This is a genomic window from Sphingobacterium paucimobilis HER1398, assembly GCF_000416985.1.
GTDB classification, from domain to species: Bacteria; Bacteroidota; Bacteroidia; order Sphingobacteriales; family Sphingobacteriaceae; genus Sphingobacterium; species Sphingobacterium paucimobilis.
Window position 1 is genome coordinate 970816 of record NZ_ATDL01000015.1, and the last position, 22065, is coordinate 992880.

Genomic DNA, 22065 nt, shown 5'->3' on the forward strand with positions numbered 1-22065 from the left:
AATAAGATGATCTTTTTTTGTTTGAGAAAAATCTATTTGTCTAGATTTTTCTCAAAATATTACGAACATTCATCTTATCCTTGTAGAATGTTCTAAGGTGAAGACCATCTCCATGCACTGTCCATATCTCTGTCGGTTCTACCCGCCCAATATAAGACAAGAGGTCAGACCAATCTATATGATCAGATATATAAAGTGATAGATCATTGTGATGCTGCAAACGCTTCCATCCTGAAGCAAAAACACGAATTACATTCTTGGCCCTGATGTAATGATTGAAAGTCATAGGTGGCACCAAATACACCTTGTCTTTTCCTTCTTTCAAGGCCTTTCTTTGATAAGGTTCATACTTTAGCTTAACAAAGCCTAAATCGTCATATATACGATGTAGGGGAAGCATACTGTGATGTAAAAAAACCGTTTTATTGGGACAATAGGTATTGAGAAGATGTGTCAGCCGTTGCGACTTTCCCAGAGCATAACAACCGAGCATAATATGTGCAGGCTGTTCTCCCAACTTCTTGATCTCTGCTACAGGATCTGGATGAATGACACTGGGATCAGCGAAGGTGGTCTCCGTAATCAAGACATCAGTCTTGACATAGGAAATTGGTTCGCAGGTAGCATCTTCTTGTAACTTATAATCACCTGTATAAAGATATCTTACCCCTTTGAAGACCATCAATATCTGAGCTGAGCCCAATATATGTCCTGCTGCAATAAAGGTGATCTCTACGCCACCTAAATCGAAACTAACATTAAATTCTTTCACCTCATAGACTGATGCCTTCTGCCGCGCAAAACGATACTGCATAAATGCTGCTGTGGCAGCTGTGCAATAGACCTGCATATTGCCGGGAACAGCATGATCTCCATGTGCATGAGAAATTACAGCCCGCTGCACGGGTTGCTTGGGATCGATATAAAAATCTCCATACCGACAATAATATCCTAAAGCGGTTTCCACTAAAAAATCGTCAATTATTTCGACCATTCTCTTTCTAAAATCTGATTATGTATTTGTAATACTTGTGGCAGTAAGGGCTTGACCCCATCGTTTATTATAATGAACTGAGCGTGCTTTTCTTTTTCGGCTTCAGGCATTTGCTTATCTATACGCTTGATCACCTCTTCCCGCGATACATCATCGCGCTTCATAACACGATCTATACGTACCTCTTCGGGAGCTGATACTAGAATAAGACAATCCAGTTCCTTGTAAGACCCGCTCTCCACAAGTAGAGCAGCTTCTTTCAAACTATAAGGTGCTGTCTGTCTTTCAGCCCATGCCCTCCCGTGTTTTATCACCACGGGGTGTACGATAGCATTCAGAACGTGTAACTTTTCGCGATCCTCAAAGACTTGTAAAGCTAACCACTTTCTATCTAATGCGCCATCTTGCTGGTAGACCTCGGGGCCAAAAGCTGCGAGCAATCCGTTTCGAATTTCTAAATCGTCACTCATCAGCAATTTCGCTTCCTGATCCGCATCATAAAAAGAAATTCCCATGGTCTTAAATATACGGGCCACGTAACTCTTTCCCGAACCGATCCCACCTGTTATACCGACTTTTATTCCCATACCTATCATTTACGAACAAAAAAATCTACGTTTTGAGGTTCTATCTTTATTACTTTGACATAATCCGGCACCTTGGTCAAAAGAATGGGCAAACTCTTCACACCATTCTCTTCCCAATTTTCTAAATCTACAATTGCCTCAAAATCCCGAGCGGTCCACTTACTGAAATCTTTTAAAGAAACCAACGTAGTAAGGGTCACTTTGCTCGGAATCGTCCTAACCGATGTATACCGTCTTTCATTTTCCACCTTAATGGGAATTTCGATAATTTTTTCTGTCAACTCACCAATAGGTATAGTCACTTCAGCAAAAGTCGGATAGATAGTGACATTCGTACGTTGCTTTCTGTTAATATTGGAGACAGTTCTAATATCCGTATGCACTTGCGTACCAAATACGCTATCCGTCTCTAAATATTCTATATTCGCTACATCTTCTAATGGTCCCGTGATGGTCACATACTCCGGATTGGTACGAGTAGCGCCGATAACGCCGTATTGCTTCTTGAAACCTATATGCATCGGTACCCGAACGGGGACTTTTCGTTGCGTCTGTTTAGAAAAGTCGAAATATAAAGTATCAGGACCTACACTGATAACCTGTTTGTCTATTGGAAACTGCCTGTTTATAAACCCTATTTGATTGGAAAAAACAATATAGTTTCTAGTACTCAAACTGCTAAGGTCTACTTGAATATTAGCCGTATCTGGATTTAGGCGAGAGAGCAGTACATTCCAGCCACTCATCTTAATTCTTACACTGACAGTATCGGATTGCAAAGGATGAAATGCCCTTTTTTCTGGTATATTGACGTACTCTATCCCGGCCTTAATGCTAAATGTATACTTATTCGAAACTGCGATCAACATCCAGGCCATAAAAGAGATAATAAGACATCGCAGAAAAATTGAAATCTTGCGACGCTGTATTTTATTAAATCTCCGTTGTTTCATATACGACAAGTTATCTTTTATTCGGACCATTATTTTTCCCTTCATTGTACATGATCGGGACTGAGCAACACTAATCTATTCTTATCAAATGGATCGCTTATCGACACAAAGTTAATAAAACCCCAATGCAGTTCCTACAAGAAGCATCAATTCAAAGAAAAAGGGCTACATTATACTGTAGCCCTTAAAGTCTTATAAACGCAAAATCGGCTTGTCTTAGTCCTTCTTCACCTCTGTATTAGCAGCACGTGATGCGTCCAAAGATATCGCTGACTTATCGAAACGAATCCGAACCCCAGAACCAACATCAACCAAAAAGGTAGCTTCACTTACTTCAACGATACGTCCATGTATACCCGCTGTAGTAACAATCTTAGAGTTAACGTCTAGCTCCTGAATATATTTCTTATGGTCTTTTTGCTTCTTCATTTGCGGTCTGATCATGAAGAAATAAAATACCACAACGATTAAAATCATTGGTAAAAAGCTCATGATTCCACCTCCTGCACCACCTGCAGCCTGTAAAAAAAATGTTGATATCATTATTATTTATTTAGTTATTGATTATTATTCTATTTTTCGACTACTCCTTTTATCTGCACTGTAGTAACTCTATTTTCAGCATTCGAGCTGACTGTTATGATCTTCTGCTGTGTCCCTACTTGGCCCAAGCTATTAAAGCTCACTTTAATCTCTCCCATCTTTCCTGGCAAAACAGGTTCTTTCGTAAAATCAGGTGTCGTACAACCGCACGATGCCGAAACCTGTGACAATATAACTGGTGCGGTTCCTGTATTCTTAAATTTGAATATATGTTCTACAACATCGCCTTCTTTCACCTGACCAAAATCAAATGCAGACTCCTCAAATTGAATAACACCCTGTTGCTGAGCAGCGGTTGTGTCCTTGATAGCAGTAGTCTCAGGCCCATCTGTACTCTGATTGGTATTGTCTGTGTTTTGACTACCACAGCCAACCATCAATCCTACAACAGTTAATGCCAAAAGTGTTTTTTTTAATATCATAAGTTAATCTTTTAATCCTCTACCCGCCTTGCGAATACGCCCTTGCTTAGTCAAGTCGGCTAGAATCTTATCCAAAATACCATTAATAAATGTATTACTCTTTGCTGTACTGAATGCCTTAGACAATTCAATATATTCATTTATAGTTACTTTCACTGGTATAGAAGGGAAATTTATAAGCTCGCTGATAGCCATACGCATCAATAACACATCCATTAACGCAATACGATCTGCTTCCCAATTTTTTGTTTTAGCTGCGATTAGCTCTTGGTACTCTTCGGAGTAACGAATAGAAGTTTTCAACAATTCGCTGATAAACTCTTCATCTTCATCCCAACTTGGTGTCAGATCGGCAAGCTTATTTTGTGCAGGATTCTCTGAACTAAAGTTTTTAAAAGTCTTTGCAACCATCGCTTGAAGAACTTCCTTATCAACGGACCAGTTTATAAACTTTTCTTCAAAAACCTGCTCGATATCTACAGACTTCAAAATAATTTTTTTGAAGATATACTTAATAATATCCTTCTCGGCATTGATACTGCGATCTTCTGATGCGAGATATTCTAAATATGCTTCGGAATCTTTAAGCTGTGCAAAAATAGAGCGAACAATCTCCGGATCGAACCCCCAAGACACCTTATACCTTTTAACCAACTCTAAATAAGTCCTGTTTTGACGCAGCGACTCAATGAAAGTATTGCTATTCAACTTAGCGGTCAGCATCTTATCCTTTGCAGTGGGCAGAAACTTCGCTGCACGACTTTCCTGGTCCAACACCACGTACTCCGCCACTTCATCCAATAGGTTCAATGTCCAGATGTACATCTCATTGACCTCTTCCACATTTTTGAAAAGAGCCTTTTCAAAATCTTTAACCTGTTTATCTTCAGATAAACTGTACGCATAAAGCGTCTGCAATACCTTAACCCTAAGGTGTCTTCTGTTTAACATAGTGTAATAAGAACGATAATTTTATAAGAACGATAATTTAAGAATCTACACTATTTTCTAAGCTTAGCCATATCAGCGATACGTTGCTCAGCTAATTGTTTAGCAGCTTGGAATGTAGTCATATTTTCTTCTCTAGACGTTTGTAATACATGGCGCGTAGCGCTGTATATATTGCGGATCAAAGACTCTGTCCGATCCGTACCATATCCCTCCAACTCGGAATAGCAGCTTATGAGCGCTCCTGAGTTAATTAAAAAATCAGGTGTATATAAGATATTGTGCTCTTTTAACAGCTCTATAGTACGTTCTTCATCTTTTAGCTGATTATTGGCCGAACCTGCAATAATCTTACAACGCATCTTTGGTACAGTATCCGGATTGACCGTACCTCCTAAAGCACATGGTGCATAAACATCCACATCCAGTTCATAGCTCGTTGCATACTGTATAGGTTCAGCTTTGTATTTAGCAGCAACTTTCATCTTACGTTCTTCAGTCATGTCGGATACATACACGCGGGCATTCTCTGCACGCAACATAGATACTAACTGCTCTCCCACAGAACCCACCCCTTGAACCGCAATCTTACGCCCCGCTAAGGAGTCGTCTCCATAAAGCTCTTTAATAGAGGCTTTGATACCATAGAAAACACCACGGGCAGCAAATACGGTCGTATCTCCTCCTCCATTCATCGAAGTAGGGAGTCCGGCTACAAAATCGGTTTCAGCATGAATGTATTCTAAATCTCTTTGCGTAGTACCTACATCGATCGACGCAATAAAATTACCGCTTAAGCCCTTGACAAACTTTCCAAAACGACGCATAAGAACTTCTGATTTTTCGGTACGATTATTACCGATAATAACAGCACACCCTCCGCCAAGATTTAATCCCGCTAGGGAAGACTTGTATGTAATAGCCTTAGATAGACGCAATGCATCTTCGATAGCCTCTTCCTCGGACTCATAGGGTAGCATTCTAACTCCCCCTATAGCCGGACCTAAAGTCGTATCGTGTATAGCAATGATGGCCTTTAGACCGACCGATGGATCATTACAAAAAAACAGATTCTGATGTTCTGAAGAAGCCATCAAATTGAAAAGCGAAGCGTTTTGCATATCAAAAAAAATAATTCAAAAACTATCCTAAAAAGCTTCACAAAAATAAAAAATTAATTCGTTTTATCTGTTATTTATTGAAATATGTCGCTTTTACAGAATTATATGACGAATTCGCGAGAAACACCCAAAAGATATTAAATCGAAACCATTACATTTGCAATAGAGACGCAACATGAAAGAACTATCCTACCTCAATAAATATTTCTACAAATACAAATGGCGCTTGATACCAGGTGTTATTTTTGTAATCATTTCTAATTATTTTGGGATATTACCCGCTAAAGTAATACGAGAAGCGTTTGATTTAGTCAAAGAAAACATAGATCTCTATAGACTATATGAGGGGTTTGATCAACAAAGTCTGATTTACCAAGTATTTGGAAGTAGTTTGCTTTTCTTTGGTATCCTAGTACTGATACTTGCTTTGCTTCGAGGAATCTTCTTGTTCCTAATGCGGCAATCTATTATACTCATTTCTAGACATATCGAATACGATCTAAAAAACGAGATATATAACCACTATCAAGAGCTTGACTTTTCTTTTTTCCGGAAGAATAATACTGGAGACCTAATGAATCGCGCTACAGAAGATGTCAACCAGGTCCGTAATTATCTAGGCCCTGCCATCATGTATGCGATCAATACCGTAACGCTGTCGGTGATGATCATATACGCTATGTACGATGTGAATCCCACCCTAGCAACCTATGCATTACTACCTATCCCTATTATATCATTAATCATTCTGATGGTCAACCGGATCATCAACAAACGTAGTACAAAAATCCAAGCACAACTATCAAAACTATCCTCCTTTGTACAAGAGACTTTCTCGGGTATACGCGTGATAAAAACATATGCCAGAGAAGAACAAAAAATGGCTGAGTTTGCACACGAAAGCAATATCTATCGCGACACATCGCTAGATCTTGTCAAAGTACAAGCCATATTTTTCCCTTTGATTATATTCCTCGTAGGATTCAGCACGATAATCACAGTTTATATTGGCGGTATAGAGGTCGACAAAGGGACTATAACCGCAGGAAATATAGCTGAATTCATCATGTATGTCAACCAACTAACCTTTCCGGCTATGGCATTAGCCTGGGTTACGTCATTGATTCAACGCGCAGCTGCATCACAAAAAAGAATTAATGAATTTTTAAACACAAAACCAGAGATTATCAGCGGAAACATCAGCGAGGAATTGACAGGGGATATCCAAATAGAAAACCTTTCCTTTACTTATCCCGAAACTGGTATACAAGCGCTTCGCGACATCAATATCCATATCAAAGCAGGGCAAACCTTGGCTATAATTGGTAAAACAGGTTCTGGAAAATCCACATTGGCTAATCTTTTATTACGAATGTACGATGCGGATCAGGGGCAAATAAAATATGATGGCAAGAATATAAAAGACTTAAATTTAAACAGTTTAAGGCATCAAATCGGCTTTGTTCCCCAACAGGTATTCTTATTTTCGGATACCATTGCCAATAACATAGCATTTGGATTAAATGAATGCGTTATCGAAAAAGTGGAAGCAGCGGCCAAAGATGCCGCCGTTTACGATAATATAGCCGCATTTGAAAAAGGATTTCAAACACATATTGGCGAACGGGGGCTTACCCTATCAGGAGGACAAAAGCAAAGGGTCTCCATAGCCCGCGCATTAATCAAGGACCCACAACTACTGATATTTGATGATTGTCTTTCTGCCGTGGACACAAAGACAGAGGAAGAAATTCTTCATAATCTAGGACTTATCATGCAAAATAAGACGACTATTTTTATTGCACATCGGATTTCGACAATAAAAAATGCAGACCACATCATCGTTCTCGACAATGGAAAGATAATAGAGGAAGGAAACCACAGAAGTCTATTGGCTGCTAATGGTGAGTATGCAGAGCTGTATGAAAAACAACTGCTGCAAAGCACGGAATAAATTGCATACATCTCACGAAGATGTCGAACATAAACTAAAAAGACTCTACCTGAACAGGAAAAGTATAATCCTACTTGCAACAGATTAATATTTTTATATCTTTGCATCAGCAAATGGGGAATTAGCTCAGTTGGCTAGAGCGCTTGCCTGGCAGGCAAGAGGTCATCGGTTCGAATCCGTTATTCTCCACTAATAAAAAAAGGCAGATTATTCATCTGCCTTTTTTTTATTAGTATCGTTTCGTGGAACTATCTGAGTCTCTTCTTTTCCCTCTGTTAAAAGACTGTCCTCCATTACCAGAAGCCTGCTTCTTCTTTTTATGGCGATAGTCAGGTTTTGCTCCAGGTTTAGGTTTTTCGGCTTTACCTTTTGTCTTTCCTTTTCCCGCCTCTAACGTTGATTTAGCCAAAAACTGAGGAGACATACTCAGACCTTCTATTCCTTTAACAGGAAGTTCAAAACCAATAGTAAACTGTATATCTTTAATATAAGGAATTTCCTCCACGTCACAGAGAGATATAGCAAAGCCTTCGGCTCCTGCCCTTCCTGAACGGCCAATACGATGCACATACGCATCCGGCATATTAGGAATTTCGTAATTAATAACATATTTCAACAGATCGATATCAATACCTCTAGCTGCAATATCAGTAGCTACTAAGACACGGATTTCCTTTTTCTTAAACCCTTCTAAAGCATTCTGACGAGCATTTTGAGATTTGTTACCATGTATGGCAGCCGCTGAAATATCTTGTCTATGCAGCAGCTTCACTAATCGATCCGCACCGTGCTTAGTACGTGTAAAGACTAACACATTATCATCTACTTCTTTTTTCAACAAATGCATCAATGCCTTCGGCTTATTAGCCTTTTCAATATAGTATAAAGTCTGTTGAATGGTTTCTGCAGTCGTAGACTCGGGGGTCACCTCAACTTTGACAGGATCGGTCAAGATACTGTCGGCCAAAGACTGTATTGCTTTAGGCATCGTAGCTGAGAAAAATAGGGTCTGACGCTTGTCGGGAATAACATTCAACACTCGCTTCACATCGTGTATAAAACCCATGTCCAACATTCGATCGGCTTCATCCAACACAAAGATTTCGATCTGATTGATTGATAAGATACGCTGATTCATTAAATCTAAAAGCCTACCTGGAGTTGCAATTAGAATGTCTACCCCTTGGCGAATTTCATTGACCTGGCTGAACTGGTTGACACCTCCAAAAATAACAGTATGCCTCAATTTAAGATTCTTACCGTAATCACTAAAAGATTCACCAATCTGTATAGCTAATTCGCGCGTAGGTGTCAGAATTAATGAGCGAATGGTACCACGCTTAAGCCCCTGAGGCCTATTACTATTAAGTAATTGCAAAATAGGTATCGCAAAAGCCGCGGTCTTACCTGTACCTGTCTGTGCACACCCTAACAGATCCCTTCCTTTAAGCACCTCAGGAATAGCTTGCTCTTGGATAGGTGTCGGATTCTGATACCCAAGCGCCTCTACAGCGGCCAATATAGGCGAGCTGATTTTTAAATCATTGAAAGTTTTCATCAATATGTTCTATAGTAAAAACAAACCCTCTTGTAATAACACCCTAAATAGCTATGAAAATGTCTCGAGGGTTCGTTATGTCCATTGAAAACAAAACACTTTCAGAAAAAACTTTCATGATTCCTTTGAATCACCAACAGATATGAAAGTTCTTGATGGCCATTTAAAAATAGACACTTGTAGAAAAAAAAGCCGCCAAGGAGTACTTAGCGGCTTTTAAATAGGATTAAACTAAACCTTAGTTTTGTTCAGCAGGAACTACTGAAACATAAGATTTGTTATTTGCTTTTTTACGGAAAACAACTGTTCCGTCAACTAGAGCGAATAAAGTGTGATCTTTACCAACACCTACGTTAGCATCTGGATTGTGTACAGTACCACGTTGGCGAACGATAATGTTACCAGCGATAGCTTTCTGACCACCGAAAATCTTGATGCCTAATCTCTTACTATGTGACTCACGGCCGTTCTTGGAACTACCCGCACCTTTTTTATGTGCCATTTCTTTATCTTAATTTATGACTTGCGTCAGGATTAAAAATTCGATTATAAACTGATACCAGTAATCTGGATTTTAGTGAATTGTTGACGGTGACCGTTTTTCTTTTTGTACCCTTTACGACGTTTTTTCTTGAAAACGATTACTTTATCACCTTTCAAATGAGACAAAATCGTAGCTGAAACTTTAGCTCCTGAGATACTTGGAGTACCTACAGTGAATTTACCACCGTTCTCGGCCAACAATACATTGTCAAATTCAATACTAGCGCCTTCGTCTCCTTGTAAACGGTGTACAAAAAGATATTGGTCTTTTGCAACCTTAAATTGCTGCCCTGCTATATTTACTATTGCGTACATTGTTATTTATTAAAATGTTAATTATTTAATGAACGGCAAAGATAAGGTATTATATTTAATACTGCAATTTTTTTTCAAAAACCAAACAACAAATAGCATAAAAGAAAGAGCTCCTTGTACAGGAGCTCTTTTTATATTTCTTATTAAACAGAGATTTACTTAACCTCAATCAGACGCTTTGCAACAATAGCTTCCTCCTTCTTTCCGATTTTCACCTGCAATATACCATCAGTATAAGAAGCATCAATATTACTGTAATCTATAGTCTCTGGTAAGGTAAAAGACCGAGTGAATGAAGTGTAGCTATATTCTTTCTTACTGTAAAGCTTCTCGTCAACCTCTGCTTCGTCTGATTTATCAACACCAATTGAAATGATGTTTTTATCAACGTTGATCTTAAAATCAGATTTCTGTAATCCAGGAGCAGCCAATTCTATAGCAAAAGCTTCAGCAGTTTCTGTAATATTTACAGCAGGGACACGTGTCACCAAGCGGTCTGAAATAAATGAATCGTTAAATAGGTTATCAAAAACACTATTAACAAACGGATTTACACTGTCCGTATTTACTGTTTTAGTAGGGAATTTAATTAATGCCATTTTCTTATCCTCCAATTATTTTGTTTTTTATTTGTGTTAAACTTATACGAACAGTTTATTTCAACAAAAGTACCAAAAACAAAAACAAGACATATTGACACTAACACACGAACAAAAGAGACATTATGTCACTACAGCAAATGATTTACTCTTTAATAGTTTTATTTTTCAAACAACAGGGAAACTTCAGAGTTTGCCAAATCTCCCCCAAAAGCAGGATTAATCTTTCTAATGGAGACATAAACTTTCTGTGCAAACGAATACTTCTTTAGTATTAGATCCAACATATCTTCTAGCGCCGATTCTAACAATTTGCGCTTTGGACTCATCACTTCCAATAGAATCTGATAGATTTCTTCATAATTTATCGTATTCTTTAAATTTTCAGCATCCGAATTTTCAAACGGGAAACACACATCCACATTTACATAAAATTCATTTCCAACAACCTGCTCTTCTTCATAAAAACCAATTGGCGAATAAAATCGCACTTCGCGCAAGGAGACCTTTTGTGTAATCATAACATTAAAAATACATAAATTTTAAATGAATATCGGAAAATCAGCATAGATTTTCCGATAACAAATGAAACCCAAAGGAGAAATGACCAAATCTCCACAAATAAAAGACATGTAAAACATTTTTGACGTTAGCGGATATATTATCACAATTACCTATTTTCGCCGAGAGACATATCATTTTGGGGAGAGCGAATCAAACAGGATTCCTCTATCCTCGATAATCATCTCGAAGATGGAACACAACAATTATTTACAATTCCATCTGAAAAAGCAAATAAAAAAAAGATGAAAAAATTATTGTTATTACTTTTATTGGGGTCTACGTACGCTTATGGCCAACGCAGTTTTACTATAGAAGAAACGGTATTTGGCCCTAGCAAATTCTCACCAAAAAATTTGTACGGTCAACAGTGGATCAAAGGAGAAGACGCTCTTTCACACTTGGATGGTTCCTATCAAAACCTTATCATACGCAAGCTGAAAGACAATTGGCAAGATAAGCAGCTAATATCTGTAGGAGACTTACAAACGGCATTAACGGCAACAATCCCCGATGAGCAGTTTGCACTTCGAACATTTCCCACACAATATCAATGGATCGACTCAAACACGCTAAGCTTTGTAGCCGCTGGACAAAAAAATAGCTACGGGGTTTCATACGATGTGACAAAGAAAAATATCAAAATAAATTCCATTATACCCACTACCGCAGCAAATCCTGAATATAGCACATCAAACACCCATACGGCCTATCTTATAGATAACAATATAGAAATCACCACCGCTACAGGAAATAAAATCCAAGTAACAAAAGACACTGTCGATGGTATAGTGAATGGTAGCGACAACACGCATCGTCAAGAATTTGGCATCAAGAAGGGAATGTGGTGGTCACCAGACAGTCATAAACTACTTTATTACAAGAAGGACGAAACCATGGTAAGCAAATACCCGCTACCTCAATGGGACACCCGTGTGGCGAGCATCAAAAACCTACGCTACCCGATGGCTGGAATGAAAAGTGAAGAAGTCACTTTGAATATTTTCAATACGCAAACGGGACAATATGTAACTTTACAAACAGGTGCTCCAAAGGAACAATATTTGACAATGGTCACATGGGATCCTAACAATGAGTATATCTACGTAGGAGTGCTAAACCGAGGACAGGATCACCTTAAGTTAAACAAATACAATGCAACAACAGGAGCATTCGTCAAAACACTCTTTGAAGAGAAGTCCAATTCCTGGGTAGAACCTCAACATCCCCTAATCTTCACCTCAAATACAAAACAATTTCTTCATCAGACAGATAAAGATGGCTACAACCAACTCTATCTATATGACACAGAAGGGAATCTAGTCCGTAATTTAGGTTACAAGGATGTAATCGTTATCGACTTTCAAGGATTTGACAACAAAGGAACCAAAGCATACTATATAGGCGCTACCAACAACGGAATGGAACGTCATCTTTTTGAAGTAGAGCTTAAAAGTGGAAAAACTATCCAGCTAACGAAAATTAACGGTACCCACAATGCTTCGGTCAGCGACAATGGCAATTTTATCCTAGATCAATATAGCAACCTCAGTACCCCCAACCATATACAAATCATAAATAAAAAAGACAATAAAGCGATAAGTATCTTAACTGCAGAAAATCCATTTGTAGATCAAATTGATCTGCCTAAAATAGAGTTCAAATCATTCATCTCTCCTGATGGAAAAACACCTCTAAATGCACGAATTACATATCCAACTAACTTCGACGCTTCCAAAAAGTACCCAGTTATGCTTTATCTGTACGGAGGATCACACGCCCAACTTGTTACAGACAGATGGCTGGGAGGAGTAGGCTACTTTGATATGTACATGGCACAAAACGGATACCTTGTATTTACGTTAGACAATCGAGGATCGGATGCACGCGGCAGGGATTTCACTCGTATAACACACCGCAATCTAGGGGAAGCTGAAATGGCAGACCAAATAGTAGGGATAGATTACCTTAAATCGCTTCCGTATGTTGACAGCGACAACTTGGGAATATTCGGATGGAGCTATGGAGGGTATATGACAACATCTCTAATGACCAAACACAATGACATATTCAAAGCTGCAGTAGCAGGAGGCCCGGTGATGGACTGGAAATATTACGAAGCAATGTATGGCGAGCGTTACATGGACACTCCGCAGGAAAATCCCGAAGGATACAAAAAGACTTCGCTATTGAACAAAGCGAGCAAACTAAACGGACACCTTTTGATAATTCATGGAGCTCAGGATCCTGTAGTCGTACAGCAGCACAGCATGGATTTTGTAGAACAGTGTATAAAAGCAGGAAAACAGGTAGACTATTTCCTCTACCCTACTCATGAGCATAACGTAGGTGGCAGAGATAGAATCCATATGTATGATAAAATCGCAAAGTATTTTGATCTACACCTGAAGAAGTAAATCTTATGTAAATAAAAAGGGACTGCAGATTGCAGTCCCTTTTTTATTATCGTTCTTTTCGCTTAGAAAGTATAACGAGCTGTTACACCACCATTAGCGTAGAAACCGTTATAGTGTCCTGCACCATTTACAACATGAATAGTAGGTCTGATATCCGCCGAAAATGCGAAAGGAGCGCTTTTCAACTTGTAATCAACACCACCTGTAGGGAAGATACCTGCACTAAATCCCTTAACCTCGTCAATATTTGAGAAAGTATTGGACAATACTGCACCACCACCTACAAACCATTTGAATCCATCGATATTTCCGATAGGGAAATGATGTTGGTAAGCACCAGAAAGTGCTAAATTTGTAAAACTTTTTCCAGCGAATTTATCAGAATCAAAACCTAAATTAAATTCCAAAGCAGCAGGTTGCTTAATAAATGTCTTAAAAGACGCAGAGATTACATCGTAGTAACCAGAACCTAAACGGATACCGATAGAGTTCTTGTAATCCTGAGCCTGAGAAGCTCCAGCTACTAATAACGCTACCAATGCTAAAGTAAATTTTTTCATAAAGTTGTATTTATAGTTATTTTTAAAATTATTGCCGAATATAAAGCAAATAATGTACCATTTCGACAGAAATTTCAAAAAACCCTTTTTATAGGGTAGTAAGTTTAACAAAACATTTTTGTCTATATCAAAAATTAAATATAACTTTGCACTCCGACAAAGCAGTCGGAATACTCTTCTCTTCAAAGGCATTTTCGCAGCTTTGTTAACAGCAATAAGTTCGTATTTTAATTTTTTGATCTAATAAATAATGCCTAGAAACACCTCAATTAACTCTGTTTTAATCATAGGTTCTGGTCCTATTGTTATCGGCCAAGCGTGTGAATTTGATTATTCTGGATCCCAAGCTGCTTTATCTTTGAAAGAAGAAGGCATCACAGTTTCCATAATTAATTCCAACCCTGCGACAATTATGACCGATAAGGTTGTAGCTGACCACATCTATCTATTACCTCTAACTTGCGAGAGCATTGAGCAAATCCTAAAAGAGCAGAAAATTGACGCTGTACTGCCAACCATGGGCGGACAGACTGCTTTAAATCTATGTATCGAAGCGTCTAACATAGGTCTTTGGGAAAAATATAATGTTCAAGTAATCGGAGTTGATGTAGCAGCCATTGAGAAGACAGAAAACCGTGAGGAATTCCGTCAATTGATGATTGACATCGGTGTAGGCGTCGCTCCTTCAAAAATAGCAAATTCTTTCCTTGAAGGGAAGGAAGCTGCCCAGGAGATTGGTTTCCCTTTGGTAATACGTCCATCCTATACGCTAGCTGGTACCGGGGGGGGATTTGTACACAAAAAAGAAGACTTTGACGCTGCATTAAATAGAGGATTGCATGCATCTCCTACGCATGAAGTATTGGTAGAACAAGCTGTATTGGGATGGAAAGAATTCGAATTGGAATTGCTACGTGATACAAATGATAATGTAATTATCATCTGTACAATAGAAAACTTTGATCCGATGGGGATACATACCGGTGACTCGATCACCGTAGCTCCAGGTATGACATTATCAGACAAGTGTTACCAAGATATGCGTAATCAAGCTATTAAGATGATGCGCTCGATAGGAACATTTGCAGGCGGATGTAATGTTCAGTTCTCGGTAAATCCAGAGAATGAAGACATCATTGCGATAGAAATTAACCCACGTGTATCCCGCTCTTCAGCATTAGCGTCTAAAGCCACTGGCTACCCTATCGCTAAAATCGCTGCAAAACTAGCTATCGGTTATAATCTAGATGAATTACAAAATCAGATTACACAAAATACTTCAGCTTATTTCGAACCTACATTAGACTATGTTATTGTCAAGGTTCCACGTTTTAACTTTGATAAATTTAAAGGAGCAAATAAAGAACTTGGCCTTCAGATGAAAGCTGTCGGAGAGGTTATGGCTATTGGTCGTACCTTTATCGAAGCCCTACAAAAGGCTGCGCAATCCCTGGAGACTGGCCGTGCCGGACTGGGAGCAGATGGCAAACAACTACGTAATCTAGACGAAATTATGTATAGTCTAGAACACCCAAGTGCCGACCGCCTTTTCCATATCAAAGATGCCTTCGAACTTGGCGTACCTTTAGAATCTATCCGTAAGGCGACTCAAATAGACAAATGGTTTTTAGTTCAGATTCAGGAATTAGTACAATTGGAACAAGAATTACGTCGTTACCAACTGTCCAATATCCCTCGTGACTTCTTCATGACCTTGAAACAAAAAGGTTATTCTGATGAACAGATTTCTTGGTTATTGGGCAACGTAACTGAAGACGAGGTATATGCACGCCGTAAAGAACTCGGTATCAACCGTGTTTATAAAATGGTAGATACATGCGCAGCTGAGTTCCCTGCACATACCCCTTACTATTATTCCACTTTTGAAGATGAGAATGAATCAATCGCATCGGACAAAAAGAAAATCATTGTGCTGGGTTCTGGCCCTAACCGTATCGGTCAAGGTATCGAATTTGATTACTCATGTGTACACGGATTATTGGCAGCCAAAGAATGTGGATACGAATCTATTATGGTCAACTGTAATCCGGAGACTGTATCAACAGATTTCAACATGGCTGATAAACTATACTTCGAGCCTGTATTCTGGGAACACGTTCGCGAAATTATCGAGTTAGAAAAACCAGAAGGTGTAATTGTACAGTTAGGTGGTCAGACAGCGTTAAAAATGGCTGAGCGCCTAGAAAAACTTGGCGTCAAAATCATAGGTACTTCTTTCCAAGACATGGATCTAGCCGAAGACCGTGGTCGTTTCTCTGATCTATTAAAAGAGCTCGACATACCTTACCCTAAATACGGTGTTGCAACCTCTGCGGAAGAAGCAATCAAAGTAGCAAATGAAGTAGGGTACCCTGTGTTGGTCCGTCCTTCTTACGTATTGGGCGGTCAAGGAATGAGTATCGTCATCAATGACGAAGACTTAGAAAAGGCAGTGGTTAATCTACTTAAAAACCTTCCAGGAAATCAAATATTAATTGACCACTTCTTAGATCGTGCTGAAGAAGCAGAGTCAGATTCTATCTCTGATGGTGAAGATGTGCACATCATCGGTATGATGGAACATATCGAACCTGCAGGTATTCACTCTGGAGACTCCTATGCAGTGTTACCTCCTTTTGAACTTTCGCAAGCGGTACAAGACAAGATGGAAGCCTATTCGATCAAGTTAGCGAAAGCGCTAAATGTAAGAGGGCTTTTAAACATACAGTTTGCCATAAAAGGAGAAAATGTATATGTTATCGAGGCCAATCCTCGTGCATCACGTACCGTTCCATTTATTGCAAAAGCATATGATGTACCTTATATCAACATTGCAACTAAAGTTATGTTGGGGGCAAACAAATTGAAAGATTTTACCATCGAGCGCAAACTTGAAGGCTGGGCGATCAAAGAGCCTGTGTTCTCTTTCTCAAAGTTCCCTGAAGTCGACAAACAATTAGGGCCGGAAATGAAATCAACGGGTGAAGCTATACGTTTTATCAAAGATTTAAAAGACCCTTATTTTAGGGAATTGGTTTTAAAGAAATCAATGTTCTTAAACGCACAATAACAAAGAAGCCCGCTTATAAGCGGGCTTCTTTGTTATTGTGATTTAGCTCTTTTTAAAATGTTATATTATAAAGCTTCTCACCGATATCTGTTATCTTTTGATCAACAGATGTCAAGCCGCTCCCCGAAAGGTACCATATCCATCCAGGAACGATAAACACCTTATTATTCTTATAAGCTTCGGTCGCTTTGATATCATCATTGATAATATCGGCGGGGTCAGGCATAACGCCTTGTATACCCGTGTTACGATCAAAAACGAATAAGTAATCGGGATTGATATCAGCCAATTTCGGAGCCTGTGGACGATCTCCACCTCTAGGGGCATTTGAAGCTTCGGCATCTGGTATATACGCCGGTTTTAAATCCAGGGCATCATACAAGAATCCAAAACGAGAATTAGGGCCGCTCGGCATCAAGCGTCCGCCCATGTGCATTGCTAACACCGTTTTCTTAGGATCTGCTTTTGCTCTGTCTTGCACTTTAGCAGCTTTCTGCCGTAAAGCTTGTAACTTTGCTTCTCCGATTTTTTCCTTACCGTGTAATTTTGCAATATCACGTACATTCTGTTCAAACGAACCCCAAAAATCAGCATTGTCTGTGCCGAAGATAATCGTGGGAGCGACCATAGATAGAGAGTCGTAGTAATTTCCCATTCGACCTCCAGTAATGATAAAGTCAGGCTTCAGAGCAGCAACCGCTTCCATATTTGGCGTTTTAACATTCCCAACCCTTATATACTTTGTATCGTTATATTCATTTAAATATTCTGGAACTTGATCAACCGTTGCTGCAACTGGTATTCCCAATTCGTAATAAGTTTCCAGTGCACTCAAATCCATAATCAACACTTTTTTTGGATTTACTGCAACCTTCGTTTCGCCTTTAGAATGTTTGAAAGTGACTGCCTTTTGAGCAGATGTATTGAAGTAACAAGCCGCTAAAAATAGGGCTATAAGAAAATGACGTTTCATATTAATATTCATTTACTAAGGAACTACCTATTTTTTACGAAGCTTGCCGATACCATTAATATCTTTGGCATCTACTTCTAAACCTTTGGTTGCTTGACCTGTGACAGGGTCAATAATATAGATTGCAGGTAATTTATCCACTTCTTTTACTGGTACATAAAACTTACCACCGTCGGCAATTGGAGTATGGAATTTAGGATAGTAATTGTAATCCGGGATATTTTTCACCCATTTAAACTCTTTTGTACGGACATTGACAATTGCGAGTGCATTAGAGCTAGGTACATCTTTTTCAATAGGATTGGTACCCTTTATTAAGTATTCAACAATAAAGTAATCTCCTTGAACATGGTGTATTCTATTAAAAGAAGGACTACTTGATATACCAGATTTCACAACCTCTTCATCAAGATTCCAATAATAATTCTTATCAAATTCTGAAGCACCTTTATTGATTTTAAGAACACCACTTGCCTTGGAAGTAATTGCATTCCTGGGAGCGAAAGCATAAAGATTGCCCTCATCATCTGCACCTATTGTATTATAGAATTGTGAGCGATGTCTTCCTGCAGCATAACTAATCCGATCATCTCCGTACAGTTTTGTCATCTTGAGGTCTTTGTCAAATGATGCGATCCAAACCGAATCTGGATATTGAGTATCACTCATTACTAATGTAGGCTTTCCATCTCTATCTAAACCCTCTTTAAATTGTCTCGGAACAAGTGCTGTTAAAAAGTTATTAGCACCAAATTGAACTACTCCTGATAGAATTGAATATTCACCATTACCAGTTAAGTTTGTTGTACTTTTCGTTATCGTAGTAACCGCATTATTATTAGCTGGATCGATAAAATTGAATGTAGAATACAACTTGGTATTATCCATATTACCTTTATCATCTCGCTGAACTATCCCTTCAACAACAGATAATACTTTTTCTTGAAAGACACCATAAGTTGTAAATCTTGAAACGATCTGAAACTCGCTACCACTTTTTATAATTTTACCGTTAGGTCCTAAAGCTATACCGATACCTATACCAGGATCTCCCTTTCGGTATTGTAGCCCAATACCGACATAAGGCGTAGGAAATAGCCAAGACCCATATGCATCAGATTCCATCCCTTTACCTTTAATAGTTAACTTTTCTTTTGCCGTGATATCTGGCACAGCTAACAAGTAGCTAGCAGTTTCATTTTCAGAAGCTGAAATAAAGAACTCGATATCGTTAGACTCACGCTCATCATCAAAAACTTTCTTGTCTGAACAGCTAATTATGCTACCACACAACAGTAATGCAATAGCACTTTTGAATACATTGTTTTTAGAACTCATCATATTATAATTTATCAATTTCAATTATTTATTAGATTACATAAAAAAGTATCGAAGCTTTACACCAAAACTGCGCCCTGGTTTCTGTAGACTATAATTATCGTACAGACGCTGATTCGTGAAATTTCTTGCCTCCAACGCGATATTATAACGTCCACTTTTCATTGCATAGGACGCTGTAAAATCATGAGATAGCTGGCCTTCGATGGTGTGTTTAGTATTGACATCTCCTAGACTAGGCCATTCTCTATAAAAGGAGTGTACATAATTTAAATTGTAGCCTATAGTCAATAAATCTGTTGGCTCTTGAATACCCTGAAAGCGAGCTTCAATTTCTCCATTGCCATATAGATAAGGCTGGTTAGGCACACGGTCATTATAAGTGGCAGACAATTGTTTATCTCCATAATTCGTATACAACTCTTTGTTAATAAGACTTTGGTAGGTTAAAGTACCTCCAGCTGATAAAAATCGCTTATAATAATATCTACCTTCAAAATTCAAACCTAAATTTTGAACTTTACCGTGATTTACATTTTGTGCTTCTCCAGTTCGTTGCACAATAGTACGACGGATAAAATCCTGAACATCCCGGTATAAACCGCTCGCATTAATATAAATAGCATGATTTTCATTAAAATCTTTTTGATAAGACGCACCAATATTTACACCATTACTTCTCTCTGGTCTTAGCTCAGCATTTGCTCGCTCTAATAATGCATCACCTAAAATCTCGGAGTCAGATGGCATCCTCAATGCTTTTTCATAGGAAATTTTATATTGAAAATCTTTCCAAAAATAAGTAGTTGCTACGCCGTAGCCAAAAGCACTAGCTTCGGCACTTACCCTTTTCCATGTTGGAAACGATTCACTTTCTCCAGCATTGACCACCCCTGATGTTTTCTGTTTATAATGCTTTCCAAAAACAGTAGATACCCATTGTTTATTGTAATTGAATTTATAGGACAGACCAGCTACATTCTTATAATTATTTGCTTTATCCTCTGGTTTCGAATATTCATCTTTAATAGCTACGTTATCCGCGTTTTTACGTTCGTAAGTCGACCAATTATCATTAAAAGAGAAACTATGTTGACTGCTTATTTTATAGATTAGATTTAATGAAGCAACTGCATTGTCATTATAAAATTTTGCTAACGATCTATTCCCTTCACCAACATTTTTCGTTTCACGGTACTCGCCGAGCCAGTTATATTCTCTTGATGCTGTATCTATATTTTGATTATAGTTATGATTATAATTAGCTGTTAGTATGACATCTAGACCTTCAGTTAATAAATCTCTCTTAGAATATGTTAACGAAGGCATTACAGTATTACCATTTCTCGATTTTTCGCCGTATACTATTTTCATAGTATTTGCATTCTGAATATCAGAATATTCTTTACCAAGGGTTACACCTATGAGAAACTGGTCTGCCCAACTCGTATTCACAAATCCCGTCTTTAAAATAGCCGTTTCGTTATGGTATTTATTATGGAAGGCTTTTGTCCATACGCTATCCATCGTGAAGTTGCTAGCCGTAAAGTCTTTAATCTGTGTATAAACAGGGTAGTTATTGTCTGAATAGTTCTGAAATGCATTTAATTGGATGGTAAAGCCATTTTTTGCTGCGTATCCAACATTAATATTTGTCTTGTGCGTATTGAAAGATCCATAAGAATAGGAAACGTCTGCATACGATTTATTGCGCTTATTAGTAATGATATTGATAGCTCCGCCTAATGCGTCAGATCCTAATTCGATGGGAACAACACCTTTGTATATTTCGATACGTTCCGCTAGATTGACAGGAATATTATTCAGCTGAAATGCCGACCCCATACCTTGCATAGGTACGCCATCTATGAAAACTTTTACATGTCGCCCAGAGAAACCATTTAAATTCACAGATGTTGCCGAACCGAGCCCTCCATTTTGACGTATTTTTACTCCAGACGCCCTATTAAGTAAATCAGACAACTCCATGGAGGAGTTATGAAACTTAGTAGCATCCAAAACTGCAACATTATACGGTGTCTCTCTCACCTCTTGAATCGCAGACTTACCTGTAACTACCACCTGCTCAATGGCTGTTTTTGGATCAGTCTTTAAAACAAAACGTTGATTCTTATTTTCTCCTTTATTCACCGAAACCTTTGCCTTTTGGGTAATAAAACCTACGGCAGAACTCATTATCTCATATTCTCCTGATTCGACAACCAAAACGTAATGCCCATCCTTGTCCACTTGTGTACTATAGGATGTATTCAAAATATAGACCGTAGCCCCAGTAACTACATTTCCATCCTGATCCTTCACATATCCAATAATCTTAGCAGCATTCCGCTGATGATTTTGCGAGAAAAGGGATGTGCTATTAAATAACAGCAAGAAAAGCAGCGATACACCAATCACTTGTTTCATTCCAGATAAATCTATCTTCATTTTTGTTAACCTCTATTGGTATTTAGATTAATTATAAATAACTTCGCAAATGTAATTACTAACCACATCAAGGAATAGCGATAAACAGGACAAAAAATAGC

19 protein-coding genes and 1 tRNA gene are annotated in these 22065 nt (G+C 38.4%); 4 read left to right on the plus strand and 16 right to left on the minus strand.

The annotated features are described in order from the left end of the window. Window positions 1-40 precede the first annotated feature (40 nt). The 7 genes from M472_RS36745 to M472_RS36775 form a co-directional block, all read right to left on the minus strand. On the minus strand, window positions 41-994 hold the full coding sequence (locus M472_RS36745; protein WP_021070972.1) for an MBL fold metallo-hydrolase: 954 nt from the start codon (window positions 992-994) through the stop codon (window positions 41-43). Further along, window positions 982-1581: a dephospho-CoA kinase gene (gene coaE, locus M472_RS36750; RefSeq protein WP_031301834.1), complete on the minus strand. Its 600-nt coding sequence runs from the start codon at window positions 1579-1581 to the stop codon at window positions 982-984. Before coaE ends, M472_RS36745 begins: the two co-directional genes overlap by 13 nt. Before the next feature lie 5 nt (window positions 1582-1586). Further along, entirely contained in the window at window positions 1587-2534 is a 948-nt protein-coding gene (locus M472_RS36755; protein ID WP_031301835.1) for a CdaR family protein, read from the minus strand. Between the two features lie 216 nt (window positions 2535-2750). Beyond that, window positions 2751-3077 carry a preprotein translocase subunit YajC gene (gene yajC, locus M472_RS36760; RefSeq protein ID WP_021070975.1) on the minus strand — a complete coding sequence of 109 codons (327 nt, stop codon included), beginning with the start codon at window positions 3075-3077 and terminating at the stop codon, window positions 2751-2753. Between the two features lie 29 nt (window positions 3078-3106). Next, window positions 3107-3559, minus strand: coding sequence for a DUF1573 domain-containing protein (locus M472_RS36765; RefSeq protein WP_021070976.1), 453 nt, complete (start codon window positions 3557-3559; stop codon window positions 3107-3109). Between the two features lie 3 nt (window positions 3560-3562). Next, complete coding sequence (gene nusB, locus M472_RS36770; RefSeq protein ID WP_021070977.1) at window positions 3563-4510, minus strand: transcription antitermination factor NusB; 948 nt, start codon at window positions 4508-4510, stop codon at window positions 3563-3565. A gap of 50 nt (window positions 4511-4560) precedes the next feature. Next, window positions 4561-5628, minus strand: coding sequence for a Glu/Leu/Phe/Val family dehydrogenase (locus M472_RS36775; RefSeq protein ID WP_021070978.1), 1068 nt, complete (start codon window positions 5626-5628; stop codon window positions 4561-4563). Between the two features lie 175 nt (window positions 5629-5803). Between M472_RS36775 and M472_RS36780 the strand changes: the two genes are divergently transcribed. Next, window positions 5804-7582 carry an ABC transporter ATP-binding protein gene (locus tag M472_RS36780; protein WP_021070979.1) on the plus strand — a complete coding sequence of 593 codons (1779 nt, stop codon included), beginning with the start codon at window positions 5804-5806 and terminating at the stop codon, window positions 7580-7582. 115 nt (window positions 7583-7697) lie between these two features. After that, window positions 7698-7771: transfer RNA gene (locus M472_RS36785), tRNA-Ala, on the plus strand. A 40-nt stretch (window positions 7772-7811) separates the two neighbouring features. Here M472_RS36785 and M472_RS36790 read toward each other — a convergent pair. The 5 genes from M472_RS36790 to M472_RS36810 form a co-directional block, all read right to left on the minus strand. Further along, window positions 7812-9140 (minus strand): DEAD/DEAH box helicase, encoded by a 1329-nt coding sequence (locus M472_RS36790; RefSeq protein WP_021070980.1) that lies wholly within the window; start codon window positions 9138-9140, stop codon window positions 7812-7814. 238 nt (window positions 9141-9378) lie between these two features. Then, window positions 9379-9642 (minus strand): 50S ribosomal protein L27, encoded by a 264-nt coding sequence (gene rpmA, locus M472_RS36795; protein WP_021070981.1) that lies wholly within the window; start codon window positions 9640-9642, stop codon window positions 9379-9381. A gap of 44 nt (window positions 9643-9686) precedes the next feature. Then, window positions 9687-9998, minus strand: coding sequence for a 50S ribosomal protein L21 (gene rplU, locus M472_RS36800; RefSeq protein ID WP_021070982.1), 312 nt, complete (start codon window positions 9996-9998; stop codon window positions 9687-9689). A gap of 155 nt (window positions 9999-10153) precedes the next feature. Continuing rightward, window positions 10154-10597: an Hsp20/alpha crystallin family protein gene (locus M472_RS36805; protein WP_021070984.1), complete on the minus strand. Its 444-nt coding sequence runs from the start codon at window positions 10595-10597 to the stop codon at window positions 10154-10156. 161 nt (window positions 10598-10758) lie between these two features. Beyond that, a complete protein-coding gene (locus M472_RS36810) occupies window positions 10759-11118 on the minus strand; it encodes a dihydroneopterin aldolase (RefSeq protein WP_021070985.1) in 360 nt (119 codons plus the stop codon). 285 nt (window positions 11119-11403) lie between these two features. Here M472_RS36810 and M472_RS36815 point away from each other — a divergent pair, with 285 nt between their 5' ends. Beyond that, a complete protein-coding gene (locus M472_RS36815; protein ID WP_021070986.1) occupies window positions 11404-13575 on the plus strand; it encodes a S9 family peptidase in 2172 nt (723 codons plus the stop codon). A gap of 62 nt (window positions 13576-13637) precedes the next feature. Here the strand turns inward: M472_RS36815 and M472_RS0122905 are convergent, their stop codons facing one another. Then, window positions 13638-14135 (minus strand): hypothetical protein, encoded by a 498-nt coding sequence (locus tag M472_RS0122905; protein WP_031301836.1) that lies wholly within the window; start codon window positions 14133-14135, stop codon window positions 13638-13640. Between the two features lie 250 nt (window positions 14136-14385). Here M472_RS0122905 and carB point away from each other — a divergent pair, with 250 nt between their 5' ends. Next, on the plus strand, window positions 14386-17205 hold the full coding sequence (gene carB / locus M472_RS36820; protein WP_021070988.1) for a carbamoyl-phosphate synthase large subunit: 2820 nt from the start codon (window positions 14386-14388) through the stop codon (window positions 17203-17205). Between the two features lie 52 nt (window positions 17206-17257). Here carB and M472_RS36825 read toward each other — a convergent pair whose 3' ends face one another. The 3 genes from M472_RS36825 to M472_RS36835 are packed head-to-tail and all read right to left on the minus strand — an operon-like array spanning window position 17258 to window position 21964. Continuing rightward, window positions 17258-18178: a siderophore ABC transporter substrate-binding protein gene (locus tag M472_RS36825; protein ID WP_158499921.1), complete on the minus strand. Its 921-nt coding sequence runs from the start codon at window positions 18176-18178 to the stop codon at window positions 17258-17260. 27 nt (window positions 18179-18205) lie between these two features. After that, entirely contained in the window at window positions 18206-19519 is a 1314-nt protein-coding gene (locus M472_RS36830; RefSeq protein WP_021070990.1) for a DUF4374 domain-containing protein, read from the minus strand. 33 nt (window positions 19520-19552) lie between these two features. Continuing rightward, on the minus strand, window positions 19553-21964 hold the full coding sequence (locus M472_RS36835) for a TonB-dependent receptor (RefSeq protein WP_021070991.1): 2412 nt from the start codon (window positions 21962-21964) through the stop codon (window positions 19553-19555). Window positions 21965-22065 lie beyond the last annotated feature (101 nt).